Raw genomic sequence first — 15,569 nt, 5'->3', positions numbered from 1 at the left:
TGGCGCACCAACCCCGCCACCCAGATCCGCTGGGCCCTGGACTACATGAACTCCCGCTACGGCAGCCCCAACGCCGCCTGGGCCTTCTGGCAGACCCACCACTGGTACTGAGCCACCAGCACCAGCACCAGCAGCAGAGCAGGACGGCAGCGCCCGCACGACGGCGCGGGCCCCGGTCGCACCCGACCGGGGCCCGCGCCGTCGGCGTCCCCGCGGCGTCCCCGCGGCGTCCCCGCGGCGTCCCCGCGGCGTCCCCGGCGAGGCCCGCCGCACCCCGCCGGCGAACGGCCGGCGAACATCCGGCGGCCGGTCGGCCAAAGCTGCCCGCCCCCGCCGCCCGGTCCGTACGGTGGCCGAGCCGTCGCACCGGCCGCCGGCGCCCGCACGGCACCGGCGCACCCGGCGCGGGGTGCGGGGCGTGGCGCGGGGAGAGGGGGGAGGGAGAGGGGTGGACTGGCTCAGCCCGGACAACGTCGTCGCCGTCCTCACCGCACTGCTCAGCACGGTGGCGCCCCCGGCCGTCACCGCCGTGTACCGGCGCGGGGTGCAGCGCGGCCGCCGCATCGGCTACCGCGTCCAGATGGACACGCCCATCGGCAGCGACCACCGGGGCGGCCACGGGCAGCCGAACGTCCGCCTCGGCCTCTTCAACGACCTCCCGGACATGTCCGACGCCACCCTCGTCCTCCTCCGCATCGAGAACGACGGCGCGGAGGCCGTCGCCGAGGCCGACTACACCGGGCCCGACCCCCTGCACGGCCTGACCGCCGTCTTCACCGACCGCGTGGTGCGCGGTGCGGCCGTCACCCAGCTCGGCGCCGCCCACCTCATGGGGCACCTCGCCGCGCCCGGGGCCATGCGGCACACCGGGAACGCGCTCCACCTGCCCCGCGTCCCGCTCAACCGCGGCGAGCACTACAAGCTGCTGGTCCTGCTCACCGGGGGCGGCGTCGGCTGCGCCGTCCGGGTCGACGGCGGCCTCCGGGACGGGGCGGTGGTGCCGAACCGGAGCACCACGGTCGACGACAGGCCGCCCGCGCTGAGCGGTCCGGCGCGGGGCATCGTCGCCCTCCTCACGGCCGGGGTCCTCGTCCTGGCCGGCGTCATCGTGGCCTCCGGCGACGGGCCGCCCCGGGGCTGCGCCACCGGACGTCTGACCCTCCTCGGCGCCACCGCCTTCCGCCCGGTCCTGGAGGGCCTCGCCCGGGAGTACGCGCGGGACTGCCCGGGCTCCGGGATCGCCCTCGACCTGCGCGGCAGCGACGAGGGCGTGCGGGAGCTGGTGCGCAGGGGCGAGGAGGCGGGGGGCGGTGCCCCCGCCGTGGTCGCCTTCTCCGACGGCCCCGCGCGGGAGGGCGCGCCGCGGCTGGCGGCGACGCGGGTGGCGGTCTCCGCCTTCGCCGTCGTGGTGAACGACCGGGTGCCGGTCCGCAGCCTCTCCGGCGACCGGATCCGGGCCCTGTACGACGGGAGCGTCCTGGACTGGTCACAGGTCGGCGGGCCCCGCCTCCCCGTGCGGCTCGTGAGCCGCAGGGACGGCTCCGGGACCCGCTCCCTCTTCGAGCGGCTGGTCCTGGACCGGACCGCCGAGCCGCCGCGCACCTCGACGGACTGCACGACCCCCGAGTACCCGAACGGGCGGTTTCGGGGCGTCCGCTGCGAACGGGGCTCCACGGAGGAGGTGCTGCAGGAGGTGGCCGCCGTGCCGGGCGCGGTCGGCTACGGCGAGCTCCAGGCCGCCGCCCGCACCAGGGGCCTGCACGTCCTCGGCATCGACGGCCGTGCGCCGTCCCCGGGGGCGATCCGCGACGGGAGCTACCCGTTCACCGAGGTCGAGTACGCCTACACCTACGGCGACCCGGCCGGCGGCTCCCTGGCCGCGAGCTTCCTCGACTTCGCGGCGAGGGGCCGGGGCCAGGAGGTGCTGGCCGCCCACCGCGACCTGCCCTGCTACTCGCCCGAGGGCTTCGCCCGCTGCGCCCCCTGACCGCCGGGCCCCCTGGCCGTCGCGTCCCCGGCCGGACGTCCAGGTGCCACCACGGCGGGCCGACCGGGGCAGGGGCGGGATGAAGGAGGAGGCCGCTTCCGCGGCCGGGGCCTCCTCCTTCTGTGCCCGATGGGGGACGTGGACACGGGGCAGTCGTCGAGTGGGCGTCGGATGTGCTGTCCCTGCACGTGGACCGGGCGGGGGTGCGCCGGTTGCGGGACACGGGAGCCGGCACGGTGGCGGGCGCGTCCTGATTCTCGGCGACCCCGTCCCGGACGGGGGCGGGGCCGTGGGCGTGCCGACTACCCGCGGGCCGCCTGGGCGGGTTCGAGGGCGGGTGCCAGGAACGGGCTGGGGTTGCCGTGCCAGGTCACCGACAGGGCCTCACGCGCCCGGGTGCAGGCGACGAAGAGCAGGCTGAGTTCGCCCAGCAGGTCCTCCTGGTGCTGCAGGGGGTCGACCTCCACCGGGGTGAGGGCGTTGCGCATCGGCACGGTTCCCTCGCCGACGCCCAGCACGGCCGTGCAGCGGAACTCCAGGCCCTTCATCCGGTGCATGGTGCCGATCCGCACGCCCTCGCGGTCGGGGCCGGCCGCCTCGGCGCCCAGTACCACTGCGGGGATGCCCGCGCGGCGCAGGGCTTCGGCGGCGTCCCGGCCCAGCTGGACGAACCGGGCGCAGACGCCGATCTCCTCCGGGGCGACGCCCGCCTTCCGCCAGGCGGCGATGCGGGCCACCAGGGCCTCGATCTCGGCGGCCTTCGTGGCGAATCCCGCCACCTCGGGCCCCTCGCCGTGGAAGACCGAGCGGTAGCCGGTCAGGTGCTCCTGGCCGTCGTCCATGTCGTCCACGCGGGTACCGGTCAGCAGCGCCGTCGACCAGCGCAGGATCTCCTGAGTGGTGCGGTAGTTGATGCGCAGGCGGGACGAGCGCCCGGTGACGGTGATGCCCAGGCTGCGCAGGGAGACCTTGTTGCCGTAGATGCGCTGGTGGGTGTCGCCGGCGATGAACAGGTCGTCGGGGCCCGGGGCGACGGCTGCACGCAGCAGCCGCCACTGGGCCGGATGGAGGTCCTGGGCCTCGTCGACCACGACGTGCCGGAAGGGGCGTCCGGTACCGCCGGCAGCGCGTTCGTCGAGAATGCGGGCGGCCTCGGCGCAGATCTGCAGGAAGGTCCACAGCCCCTCGCGGCGCAGCTCCTCGGTGAAGGAGGCCACCGCCCGCCACACCTGGGCTCGCTTGAGCGGCCCCAGGGCCCGGCCCCGGCCGGGTCGCGGGGCCCGCAGGTACTCCTCGGCCGAGGTGAGGTCCTGGGCGAGGACGACGTGGCGCCACTCCTGGTCCAGGAAGACGTCGGTGAGGTCCAGGTCCAGACGTCGGGTCACCCGTCCCCAGCGGGTGGTGATCTCGCGGTGGTCGGTCAGGACGCCGAGCCGGGCGGTGCCGCGGTGCTCGCGCACCACCTGGTTGGCCAGGGCGTCGACGTTGGCCACCCGGATGAGGCGCCGCTGCGCGGGGTCGGTGACCAGCAGGTCCAGGCTGCGTTCCAGTTCGGCGGCCAGGTCGCGGGTGAAGGTGGTGAGCAGGACGGCACCGTCGGGGGTGTCCTCGGGAAGCCGGGCGGCGAGGCCGGCGGCGCGGTGGAGGGCGACCACGGTCTTGCCGGTGCCCGGTCCGCCGGTGACGCGTGCGGGTCCGTTGTAGGAGGGGCGGTGGGCGATCCGGTGCTGGCTCGGGTGGAGGAAGACGCGCCAGGCGTCGAAGGGCCGCTCGAGCAGATCCATGAGCTCGGCGGGGCCGGAGACCAGGGCGATGCGGTCCTGCGAACGGGCCATCGCGGTCGCAAAGGCGTCGGCCGGCCGGCCGACAGGGACGCCGGCGGTCGCTGCGGTCGTGTCGGGCCCGGTGGTCGGTCTGTTCTGCACCGTCTCCCGGTACACCTCCTCCGGGGTCATGCCGGTGGCCAGACCCATGAGCACGTCGTACTGGTGCTCGGGCAGGACGTTCTGGAGGGAGTCCAGCAGGTCCACGGAGGTGATGTGCCGGGCGAGCGGGAGGATGGTGTCGTCGATGCCCAGGCGCCGCAGATCGGCGTCGGAGACGCCGGCGAACAGCGGCGGCTGCCCGCCGTCGCCTGCCACTGCGGCCAGTCCGGTGGCCGCGCGCTCCAGGGCGACGTCGTCGCGTATCTCGATGCCCGAGGTGGCCGTGTTGACCGAGGCCCGCTGCTTGAGCGCCCAGGCGATGGCGTCGTCGTGCGGCATGACCCGCAACAGCAGGTAGCAGTCGCCGCTCTCCGGAGCGAGCACCACACCGCGATGGAACTGTGTGATCCTGATGGTGCGGATGCGCGGGTCGCGGGCCCGTTCCAGCTTCTCCAGGTGCTGCCCCGCGAACGAGGAGTGCTCGAACTTCTCGAACGCCTCGGCGACCCGCTTCTGCACGGGCCTCTCCAGCAGCGCGAACTCCTTCATGAAGTCCTTGTGGATCCCCAACGTCGGCATACGAGCCCCTCCTTCGCGAGTGCCGTGCGGTCCCCGGTGCCGTGCGGCCGCGTGACCCGGTGACGGCACCGTAGCGGCATGGAGCCGTCGACCGTGATCACAGATGTCCCTATCGGAGCAGCGGTGCCCGTAGTCGCGGCATGTACCGGTTGATTTCGGACCACTCCGCCTGTGGCGCCCGCATCCACCGCCCATGTCCCCGGACTCGGACCCGGACCCGGACCCGGACCCGGAAGGAACTGTGCGGGCCCGGCCGAGGCCCGATGCGCGGCTGGGCGTACTCACGGCGGACCGCTCCCCACCGGTCGGGGTGCCCCGTGTCCCCGACGGCAGCCGTCGGTACCGCCCGGGCCTCCGGGCGCGCCGCCGTCCGCCTCGCCTCCGAGCGCCGGGCCGCGGCCCGGCGGGGCCGTGGCACAATCGCAGCCGCCCCGCCGCACGAGGTGCGGGCCTTCCACCGCATCCGTCGTACGGAGGTCAGTGTGCAGGTCCCCCTGCCCCGCGTCGGGGACACGCTCGGCCACGGCCGGCGCTACGAGCTGCTCGCCCCGGTCAGCCGCGGCGCCATGGGCCAGGTGTGGCGGGCCCGGGACCGCCACCTGGAACGCACGGTGGCGGTCAAGACCATCGCTGCCGAGGTCCTCGCCCAGGGCTGCGACCGCGGACTGGTGCTGCGCAGGTTCGAGCGCGAGGCGAAGGCCGCCGCCTGCCTCGACCACCCCAACGTGGCGGCGGTGCACGACGCGGGGGAGCAGGACGGTGTCTGCTACCTGGTGATGCAGTTGCTCGACGGGATGCCGCTCGGCGACCTCCTCGCGGAGCAGGAGCGGCTCGACGTGGACACGGCCGCCGCGGTCGGCGCCCAGCTGTGCGCCGGGCTCACGGCCGCCCACGCCCGGGGCCTCGTCCACCGCGACCTCAAGCCGGACAACGTGATGGTCCGGCGCAACGGCGTGCTCGCGATCCTCGACTTCGGCCTGGTCAAGCTGCTCGGCGACGGCGTCACCCCGCTGACCGCGACCGCCGACAGCGTCGGCAACCAGCTCTACGCCTCGCCCGAACTGCTCGGCGGCAGCCGCGAACTGGACCACCGCAGCGACCTGTACGCCCTCGGCTGCCTGCTCCACCACATGCTCGTCGGCACTCCGCTGTTCCTGGAGGACGACCGGCACGCCCTGGTGGCCGGCCGCCACCTGTACGAGGCCCCCGTGCCGTTGCGCGAGCTCCGCGAGGACGTGCCCGAGCAGATCGAGGCCCTCGTGCTGGCCCTGCTGGCCAAGGAGCCCGCCGACCGGCCCGCCGACGCGGCCGCCGTCTACACCCGCCTGGCCGCGTTCCTGCCCGCCCCGCTGCCCGCCGAACTGCTTCTGCGGCCCGCGCCGCCGTGCGACCCCCGCCACCCCTTCCGGCACCCCATGGCGCCCCACCGCGACTGACCCGGTCCGTCCGCGCCCCGCCGGCCCCGTCTCCTACGATGCCGGGGTGATGGTGGAGATCGAGGGCCGCTACGAGCTGACCGCACTGCTCGGCAGGGGCGGCATGGGCGAGGTCTGGAGCGGCTACGACAAGCGCCTCGACCGGCCGGTCGCCGTCAAGCTGATGATCCCGCGCCCCGGCGACCGCACGGCGGAGCCGAGGTTCGTCCGCGAGGCGCGGTTGACCGCCAGGCTGGAGCACCCGGGCGTCCCCGTGATCCACGACGTGGGCACGCTCCCCGACCGCCGGCTGTTCCTCGTCATGCAGCTGATCCGCGGCCGGACGCTCGCCCAGCTGCTTGCCGCGGAGGGCCGGCTGTCGGCGGACCGGGCGGCCCGCCTGGCCGTGCAGATCGCCGGGGTGCTCGCCCACGCGCATGCGCACGGCGTGGTGCACCGGGACCTCAAGCCGGGCAACCTCATGGTCGCCCCCGACGGTGCGGTCAAGGTGCTCGACTTCGGCATCGCTGCCGCCCTGGAGCCGGACCCCGGCCTGCCGCCGCTGACCGCCGACCGGGCCACCCCCGGCACGCCGGGCTTCATCTCGCCCGAGCAGGCCCTCGGGCAGCGGGCGACGCCGCGCAGTGACCTCTACGCCCTGGGCTGCGTCCTGTACGAGGCGCTGGCAGGCGAGCCGCCGTTCACCGCCCCTCTCCCCATGGCACTGGTCTACCGGCACGCGAACGAGGAGCCCCGCCCGCTGCGCGAGCACCGCCCGGACCTGCCGGAGGGCCTCGCCGACCTGGTCGCCCGCCTGATGGCGAAGGACCCGGACGCGCGGCCCGCCTCCGCGGCGGAGGTCCGCGCACTGGCGGAGTCCTGGACCGCCGAGGGGGACGGACCGCAGGCGGTGAAGGCGGCGCGTGACGCGGGGGGGCCGTCGGCGCGGCCGCCCGTCCCGCCGGCCGTCCCCGCACCGCAGACCGTCCGCAGTGCTGCTGCTGTGCCCGGGCCCGCCCCCGATCCCAAGCGCAGCACCGAGCTGCTCGCCCGTACCCGGCGGCTCGCCCGGGAGGGGCGCTACTCCCAGGCGGCGGCTCTGCTGCAGCAGAGCCTCGGTGGCCGTGCCGACACCCGCCCGGAGACGGTCGCCCGGCGCCTCGCCCTGTTGGGGCTGCTCGTAGAGTCGGGGGAGCTCCAGCAGGCCCACGACGGCTACCGGGAGCTGGGGGACCGGCTGCTCGCGTCCGGTGCCGCCGCGGGGACGGCCGCCGGTGCCGACCTGCTGGCCTGCCGGGCCGGTGCGGCGCGCTGTCTGGCCGGTCTGGGGCGTTCGGCCGAGGCGTTGGCGGAGTTCCGCGCGTTGCTGCCGCAGCAGCGCAGCGCCCTGGGGACCGGGTCGCCGGACGTGCTCGGCACCCGGCGTGAGATCGCCCGCCTGCTGGCTGGCACGGGCGACCTGGACGGTGCCCGGAGCGAACTGGCCGCTCTGCGTGACGACCAGGACCGTCTGCTGCCGCCCGGCGATCCGGCCCACCGGGAGGTGGCGGCGCTGCTCGACCGGGTCGAGCGGCTCGTCCGCGTCGTCCGGCCGCGTTCCTGAGGGGCGCGGTCTGGTTCCCGATCCCCGGTCCCCGGTCCCTGGCCCGATCGGCCCCACCTTTCTCATGTGAACTGTGTCAACGAAAAGCCGTTTCTGCTAATGTCACGTCAGCTCCGACTCGCCCGTTCGGGCGCGTACAGTCGGGGCGGCGCCGCCGCACGCCCGCACACGAAGGCGCGGGCCGGGCGGCACGAGGACACGCGGCGAAGGGTGTGGACGTGGCAGGGGAGACGACGACCAGGGGCGGTGGCACGGTGTCCGAGCCGCTTCCCGAGGAGGGCGCCCTCGTCGAGGTGCGGGGCCAGAGCTGGGTCGTCTCCCGCGTCGAACCGGCCCCCGGCCGCTCCGCCCCCGGCGGCAGCCCGGCCGACAGCTCCGGGACCGCCTCCCCCGCGGCCACGCTCGTCCAGCTCCAGTCCGTCGCCGACGGCCGCTACGGCGAGACCCTGTCGGTGATCTGGGAGGTCGAGCCCGGCCGCCGCGTCCTGCCCGCCGGTTCCCTGCCCGACGTCTCCCTCGGCCGGTACGACCCGCCGGAGCGCCTCGCCGCCTTCCTCGACGCCGTCCGCTGGTCCGCCGTCACCTCCGCCGACGCCCGCACCCTCCAGGCCCCGTTCCGCTCCGGCGTCGCCGTCGAGCCCTACCAGCTGGAGCCGGTCTCCCGCGCCGTCGGCGCACCCCGCGTCAACCTGCTGCTCGCCGACGACGTCGGCCTCGGCAAGACCGTCGAGGCCGGCCTGGTCGCCCAGGAGCTGCTGCTGCGCGGCCGGGCCCGCCGCATCATGGTCGTCTGCCCGGCCGGCCTCACCCTCAAGTGGCGCGACGAGCTCGCCGAGAAGTTCGGCCTCGACTTCACCGTCGTCGACTCCGCGCTCTGCGCCGAGCTGCGCCGCACCCACGGCACCGCCGCCAACCCCTTCCGGGTCCACCCGCTGACCGTCGTCTCGCTGCCCTGGCTGCGCAGCGCCAAGGCCCAGCGGCTGCTGGACGAGGTCCTGCCCGCCGGCGGCCCGGGCCGTGAAGCCGAGGGCGGACAGGACGGGGCCGAGCGCCGTTTCTTCGACCTGCTGATCCTCGACGAGGCCCACCACGTCGCCCCGGCCGCCCCCAAGCAGGTCTACGCCGTCGACTCCCAGCAGACCAGGCTCATCCGCCGCCTCGTTCCGCACTTCGAGCACCGGCTGTTCCTCTCCGCCACCCCGCACAACGGCTACCAGGAGTCCTACACCGCCCTGCTGGAGCTCATCGACGACCAGCGCTTCGCCCGCGGCGTCGAGCCCGACCGGGCGGCCCTGGACGACACCGTCGTGCGGCGGCTGAAGAGCGCCGTCACCAACGCCGACGGCAGCGCGCGCTTCCGCACCCGCCGCACGGCCGAGATCGTGGTCGACTACACCGACGCCGAGCGGCGCGTCCACCAGCTGCTCGGCGCGTACGCAGAGCTGCGCCGGCGGCGCATGTCCCCGCAGGCCCGCGGCGGCCGCAGGGCCGCCGACCTGGTCACCCTGCTGCTCAAGAAGCGCCTCTTCTCCTCCCCGGCCGCCTTCGCCCGCACCGTGCAGGTCTACCTGGCCGGCCTGGACGCGGCAGGCTCCGCTGCGGGCCGCGCCGCGGCCGCCGACGTCCCCGAGTGGCTGGAGGACTTCGCGGACTTCGTCGGCGGCCTCGACGACGACGCCCTCGCCGACGCCGAGGACGACGCCCTCGGCCGCACCACCCGCCTCACCCCCGGCTCCGACGACGAGGAGACCGGTCTGCTGCGCGAGATGGAGCGCTGGGCCCTCACCCACGAGGCCGCCGCCGACTCCAAGGCCCACGCCCTGATCGACTACCTCAGGGCCGTCTGCCGCCCCGACGGGAGGCACTGGACCAACGAGCGGGTCGTCGTCTTCACCGAGTACCGCGACACCCAGACCTGGCTGCACGGCCTGCTCCGCCAGGAGGGCCTCGCCGACGAGGGGCGCGTCGCGCTGCTCCACGGCGGACTGGGCGTCGAGGAGCGCGAGGAGGTCCGCCTCGGCTTCCAGGCCGACCCGGCCGACGGGGAGGGCCGGGTGCGCATCCTCATCGCCACCGACGCCGCCTCCGAGGGCATCGACCTGCAGAGGCACTGCCACCGGCTGGTCAACTACGACATCCCCTTCAACCCCAACAAGCTCGAACAGCGCATCGGCCGCATCGACCGCTGGGGCCAGCGGACCGACCCCGAGATCCGCCACTTCATCGGCGCCGACTGGCAGCACGCCGAAGCCGGCTCGTACGAGGCGGACCTGGAGTTCCTCTCCCGGGTCGCCAGGAAGGTCGCCCGCATGGAGGCGGACCTCGGCTCGGTCAACGCCGTCATCGCCGACGCGGTGCAGCGCCGCATGACCGGCGACCTGCGCCCCGTCGACATCGAGAACGCCCGCGCCAAGGAGATCAAGGGCCGCGCCACCGGCGGCAACGTCCCCGCCGAGCAGAACGTCACCGAGCAGGTCAGGCGCCTCACCGCCCAGTACGACCGCACCGTGGGGGAACTCGGCATCACCCCCGGGAACATCCGCCGCGTCGTCGACACCGCGCTCGAGCTCGACCGCCAGCAGCCGCTGCGCCCCGTCGTCGACGACCGCCTCGACCTGCTCCTCGACGAGTCCGAGGACCCCGGGCACGCGGACCCCGGGCCCGAGGACACCCGCGGCACCGGCGGCACCGATCCCGCCGGCTCCCTGTTCGAGGTGCCCCCGCTCACCGGCTCCTGGGAGCGCGCCACCCGCGGCCTCGCCCACCGCCTGCGCCCCGAGGAGCAGCGGCCGGTCACCTTCGACGCGCGCGTCGCCGCGCAGGGCCGCGACGACGTCGTCCTCGCCCACCTCAAGCACCCGCTGGTGGACATGTCCACCCGCCTGCTGCGCGCCGCCGTGTGGAACGCCGACAGCGTCGGCCTGCACCGCGTCACCGCCGTCGTCAGCGACGACCCGGCGCTGGAGACCGTCCTCGCCGGCGCCTACGCCCGCTACGTCATGGTCGGCGCCGACGGCGTCCGCCTCCATGAGGAGGTGCTGCACGCCGGCGGCTGGGTCGGCCCCGACGGCTGGATCCGCCGCTGGGACAGCGTCAACACCCAGCGCGAGGTCCTGCAGCGCGCCCTCACCGACGGCAAGCCCGCCGCCGAGCACCTGCGCGCCCGCCTCGGCGCCGGCTGGCCCCGCGTCCGGCAGCGCCTGCACGCCTCCCTGGAGGCCCGCGCCAAGGAGCGCGGCGACTCCCTCGTCAACGCCCTGCGCCAGCGCCGCGAGGAGGAGGAGCGCCGCGTGCACGCCACCCTCGACCGCTTCGAGGGCATGCTGCGCGCCAAGCTCCGCGAGGAGGGCGAGGACGGCGGCCAGATGGCCCTGTTCGGCGCCCGCGAGCTCACCGGCCCCGAACAGCGCCAGTACGCCGCGGACCGCGAGCGCTGGCAGCACCGCCTGCAGGGCCTGTCCGCCGAGCGCGAGCGCGAACTCGCCGCCGTCGCCGCCCGCTACCGCGACCTGCGGTCGCACCTGTTCCCCGTCGCCGTCGTCTTCGTGATCCCCCGCCGGGAGGCCGTCCGATGAGCAGCATCGCCCCCCGCCCCGCCGCCGCAGCCGGACGCGGCCGACGCACCGCCGGCCGCGCGGCCGCCGTCGCCCACGCCGCCGACGGCCGGCGCCAGCACCTCGACTGGCTCAACCTCGTCGAGGTCTCCGGCCCCTTCCTCACCCTCCCCGTCCTGCTGGACACCTGGCCCCAGCTCGACGCCGTCGACAAGCCCCAGCGCCGCCGGCTCCGCCTGCAGCACGCCCTGTGGCAGGCCGACCCCGCGGCCGGGCGCGACGAGTGGATCGCCTACGTGCTGCGCGAGCTGCTGGAGTGGGGCGACGCCCTGCACCTGCGCCCCGGCACCGGCACCGGCAGCGACGGCCGCGCGGACGGCCCGGGGGACAGCGCCGCGGACGCAGCCGCGCCCGCCGACCCGCTGCTCGACCTGCTCGCCGTCCCGGTGCGCGAGCACGACACCGTGCTGCGCCCCGACTTCGCCCTCGTCGAGCCCGGCGCCGACCCGGCCGCCGAGGCCGGCCCCGAGGCCGCCGCCAAGCGCATCCCGCTCCTCGGCATGGTCCTGCCCGCCGGCACCTCCCCCACCGCCCGCCTGCGGGGCTCCGCCTGGTCCGCCACCCCCGCCGACCGGATGGCCCACCTGCTGCGCCACCACCGCACCGGGCTCGGCCTGGTCACCGACGGCCGCTGGTGGTGCCTGGTGTGGGCGCCGGTCGGCGGCGTCACCACCACCGCCCTGTTCGACACCGTCGGCTGGAACGAGAAGGCCGAGCGCGACGTCGTCCGCGCCATGATCTCCCTGCTGCGCCGCTCCCGGTTCTTCGGCGTCCCCGAGGAGCAGACCCTCCTGCCGCTGCTGCGCAGGAGCCTGGACAACCAGGAGGAGGTCACCGACGCGCTCGGCGTCCAGGTCCGCCAGGCCGTCGAACTCCTCGTCGACGCCATCGGCCGCGCCGACGCCCGCGCCATGGAGCGCGGCGCACCTGGCCTGCACGCCGCCCAGGTCTCCGCCCAGGAGGTCTACCGCGGCGCCGTCGCGGTCATGATGCGCCTGGTCTTCCTGCTCTTCGCCGAGGAGCGCGGCCTGCTGCCCGCTGACAACGAGGTGTACGCCGCCTCGTACTCCGCCGGGCGGCTCTGCGCCGACCTGGAGGAGCGCGCCCAGGCCGAGGGCGAGGCCACCCTGGAGCACACCACCGCCGCCTGGCACCGCCTCATCGCCCTCTTCCACGCCGTGCACGGGGGAGTGGACCACCCCGAGCTGCACCTGCCCGCCTACGACGGCTCGATCTTCGACCCGCAGCGCTACGCCTGGCTGGAGGGCGCCTCCCCGCTGCTGCCGGTCGACGACCGCACCGTGCTGCACATGCTGCGCGCCGTGCAGTACGTCGAGATCGGCAAGGGGAGGACCCGCGAGCGCCGCCGCCTCACCTTCCGCGCCCTGGACGTCGAGCAGATCGGCTACGTCTACGAGGGCCTGCTCTCCTACGACGGGCAGCGCGCCGTGGACACCGTCGTGGGCCTGATCGGGCCTGCGGGCAAGGAGCACGAGGTCCGCCTGCACGATCTGGAGGCCATGGCCGCCGCGAGCAGGGGCAGCCTGAAGACCCTCGCCAAGAAGATCTCCGACGCGTACAAGGAGCCCAAGCCCGGCATCGGCACCCCCGCCGCGCTGGAGCGGCTCCTCGCCCCGCTGTCCGGCGAGGAGCGGACCGAGGCCGGCAAGCAGCTGTACGCGGCCTGCCGCGACCGGGACACGGCGGAGCGCCTGCTGCCGTTCCACGGCATCATCCGCCGCGACCTGCGCGGCCTGCCGGTCGTCATCAACCCCGGCGGGCTGTACGTCACCGAGTCCTCGCTGCGCGGCAACACCGGCACCCACTACACGCCCCGCTTCCTCGCCGAGGAGGTCGTCGAGCACGCCCTGGAGCCGCTCGTCCACGAGCCCGGCCCGCTGCAGACCGCCGACCGCGGGGCGTGGCGGCTGAAGTCGCCCGAGGAGATCCTCGCGCTCAAGGTCGCCGACATCGCCATGGGCTCCGGTGCGTTCCTCGTCGCCGCCTGCCGCTACCTCGCCGACCGGCTCATCGAGGCCCGCGCGCAGGAGGACGGGGGTGCCCCGGTCTCCGGCGCCGGTTCGGACGGGCCGGAGGGCGCAGGCGATTCCCCGGACGGGCCGGGCACGTCCGCCGCTCCCTCGCTGGACGGCGGGCACGACCGCGCCGTCATCGAGGCCCGCCGCGAGGTCATCGAGCACTGCCTGTACGGGGCGGACATCAACCCCATGGCCGTCGAGATGGCCAAGCTGTCCCTGTGGCTGGTCTCCATGGACCCGGACCGCCCCTTCACCTTCCTCGACGACCGCCTCGTCGCGGGCGACGCCCTGCTGGGCGTCACCTCGCTGGAGCAGCTCAAGGCCGTCCACCTGGACGTGGAGAAGCGCGACCTCGTCGCCGCCATGGCCGGCACGGACGCCCTGGTCGCGGCCATCGCCGAGGAGCGCCGCGCCATCACCGGCATCGACGGCGACGGCCTGGCCGCCCTCACCGACAAGCGCCACCGGCTCGCCCTGGTCGAGCAGCACACCGAGCGGCTGCGCCTGATCGGCGACCTCGTCGTCGGCGCTGCCCTGGCCACCTGCGCGGCCGGCCGCGAGCCCTGGTACGAGGGCGGCGAGCGGGTCAGGAACCTCTTTCCCATGGCCGCCGACACGGCCCAGGCCATCGGCCCGGACGGCGAGTTCGCCGACGATGCGGCCAAGGTTGATGAAGCCCGCGACCTCGCCCGCCGCTGGCTCGCCAGCGAGCAGCCGGAGGGCGGCCTGGAGCGCGTGCCCGTCCACTGGCCGCTGGTGTTCCCGGAGGTCTTCACCGACCGTGGCGGCTTCGACGCCGTCATCGGCAACCCGCCGTTCCTGGGCGGGCAGAAGCTCACGGGGACGATGGGCGAGGCGTACCGGGAGTACCTGGTCGACCACGTGGCGAACGGGGTGCGGGGGAGCGCCGACCTCGTCGCTTACTTCGAACTGCGGGCGCACGACATGCTCAACCGGGGCGGCCAGACGGGGTTGATCGCCACCAACACCCTGGCTCAGGGGGACACCCGTGAGGTCGGGCTCGACCAGCTCGCCAGGAGCGGTGTGGAGATCCGCCGTGCGGTCAAGAGCGCTCCCTGGCCGTCGTCTTCGGCAGTGCTGGAGTACTGCGCCGTGTGGACGAGCCGGGCGGCGGTCGCCGATGGTGCCGTGCGGGTACTGGGCGGAACGCCCGTCCCGCGGGGCATCTCCACGTCGCTCAACCCGACTACACGGGAGGCCTTTTGGGCCGAGCGGCTGGAGGGCAACGAAGGCAAGTCCTTCCAGGGGTCGATTGTCCTTGGCCTTGGTTTCACGCTGCCGGAGACCGAGGCCCGTGCCTGGATCGCCGAGGACGAGCGGTACCGCGAAGTGCTGTTCCCGTATCTCATCGGCCAGGACGTCAACACCAGCCCGGTGCACGGCAGCGAGCGCTGGGTCATCAACTTCCACGACTGGTCCGAAGGGCGGGCGAAGGATTTCCCGAAGGCATACGAGCAGCTTCTCCACCAGGTCAAGCCGGAACGGGAAATCAACAATCGCAAGGTCTATCGGGACTATTGGTGGCACTACGCCGAAAAGCGGCCCGCCATGGTGAAGGCCATCGCGCCGTTGGAGCGGTGCATCGTCATCACCCTCGTGAGCAAGGTCGTGATGCCGGTCATGGTGCCGACCGGTCAGGTCTTTTCGCACATGCTTGGTGTGTTTGCTTCTGATGACTTTGCGCTGCTCGGCATGCTCAGCAGTGCTCCGCATTACTGGTGGGCTCTCGACCGAGCTGGAACCCTCAAGGGTGACCTTCGCTACACACCCACGGACGTTTTTGAGACCCTCGTCCGCCCGCCGCTCACCGAGGATCTCCGTGCCGCCGGTACCCGTCTCGACACCTTCCGCCGGGAGCTGATGCTGCGTCGCAACATCGGCCTCACCGCCACCTACAACCTGGTCCACGACGCCTCCTGCACCGACGATGACATCGCCGAGCTCCGTGCCATCCACGTGGAGATCGACCGGGCGACCGTCGCCGCGTACGGGTGGCACGACCTGCTCGACCCGACCGGCGCCACCCCGCCGGCCGACCCAACGCACGTCGCCGTGCCGCTGGACCACGGGTTCCACGACACCGACCAAGGCCCCCGCTACACCATCGGTCTGCTTGCCCGGACCGAGATCATCGATCGGCTGCGCCAGTTGAACCACCAGGCCTACGCGGACGAGGTTTTCCTCGACAAGCACAGGAAGCCCAGGATCCACCCCGACATGCCCCCGCCCTCCGCGGAGGCGCGGCGCCGCAAGGCGCAGGGGCTGTCCGGCCGGAGCCGGACCGGCAGGGCGTCGAGCGGCTCGTTCGAGGACAACGGTCTGTTCCCGCCCGAGGGCGCCCTGTTCTGATCCGTGTCCCGTCCCGGCGTGGGCGGGTGGACTGCCC

6 protein-coding genes and 1 pseudogene are annotated in these 15,569 nt (G+C 74.5%); 6 read left to right on the top strand and 1 reads right to left on the bottom strand.

From position 1 onward, the window contains the following. A pseudogene (locus LO771_RS27335) lies at window positions 1-111 on the top strand (lytic transglycosylase domain-containing protein); the annotation flags it as partial. 337 nt (window positions 112-448) lie between these two features. Next, window positions 449-1,987, top strand: a complete 1,539-nt coding sequence (locus tag LO771_RS27330) for a PstS family phosphate ABC transporter substrate-binding protein (RefSeq protein WP_230747426.1) — start codon at window positions 449-451, stop codon at window positions 1,985-1,987. A 302-nt stretch (window positions 1,988-2,289) separates the two neighbouring features. Here the strand turns inward: LO771_RS27330 and LO771_RS27325 are convergent, their stop codons facing one another. Beyond that, window positions 2,290-4,491 carry a UvrD-helicase domain-containing protein gene (locus tag LO771_RS27325; protein WP_230747424.1) on the bottom strand — a complete coding sequence of 734 codons (2,202 nt, stop codon included), beginning with the start codon at window positions 4,489-4,491 and terminating at the stop codon, window positions 2,290-2,292. Between the two features lie 140 nt (window positions 4,492-4,631). Between LO771_RS27325 and LO771_RS27320 the strand changes: the two genes are divergently transcribed. The 4 genes from LO771_RS27320 (at window position 4,632) to LO771_RS27305 (ending at window position 15,532) form a co-directional block, all read left to right on the top strand. Next, on the top strand, window positions 4,632-5,927 hold the full coding sequence (locus LO771_RS27320) for a serine/threonine-protein kinase (RefSeq protein ID WP_308189017.1): 1,296 nt from the start codon (window positions 4,632-4,634) through the stop codon (window positions 5,925-5,927). Window positions 5,928-5,976: 49 nt separating this feature from the next. Beyond that, a complete protein-coding gene (locus LO771_RS27315; RefSeq protein ID WP_230747420.1) occupies window positions 5,977-7,509 on the top strand; it encodes a serine/threonine-protein kinase in 1,533 nt (510 codons plus the stop codon). 218 nt (window positions 7,510-7,727) lie between these two features. Continuing rightward, complete coding sequence (gene drmD / locus LO771_RS27310) at window positions 7,728-11,084, top strand: DISARM system SNF2-like helicase DrmD (RefSeq protein WP_230747417.1); 3,357 nt, start codon at window positions 7,728-7,730, stop codon at window positions 11,082-11,084. Next, window positions 11,081-15,532: an Eco57I restriction-modification methylase domain-containing protein gene (locus LO771_RS27305; RefSeq protein ID WP_230747415.1), complete on the top strand. Its 4,452-nt coding sequence runs from the start codon at window positions 11,081-11,083 to the stop codon at window positions 15,530-15,532. Before drmD ends, LO771_RS27305 begins: the two co-directional genes overlap by 4 nt. Window positions 15,533-15,569 lie beyond the last annotated feature (37 nt).

The sequence above is a fragment of the Streptacidiphilus sp. ASG 303 genome (assembly GCF_020991365.1).
Taxonomy (GTDB): domain Bacteria; phylum Actinomycetota; class Actinomycetes; order Streptomycetales; family Streptomycetaceae; genus Peterkaempfera.
The sequence above is the reverse complement of the archived record's forward strand: the minus strand, read 5'-3'. Positions and strand labels throughout refer to the sequence as shown.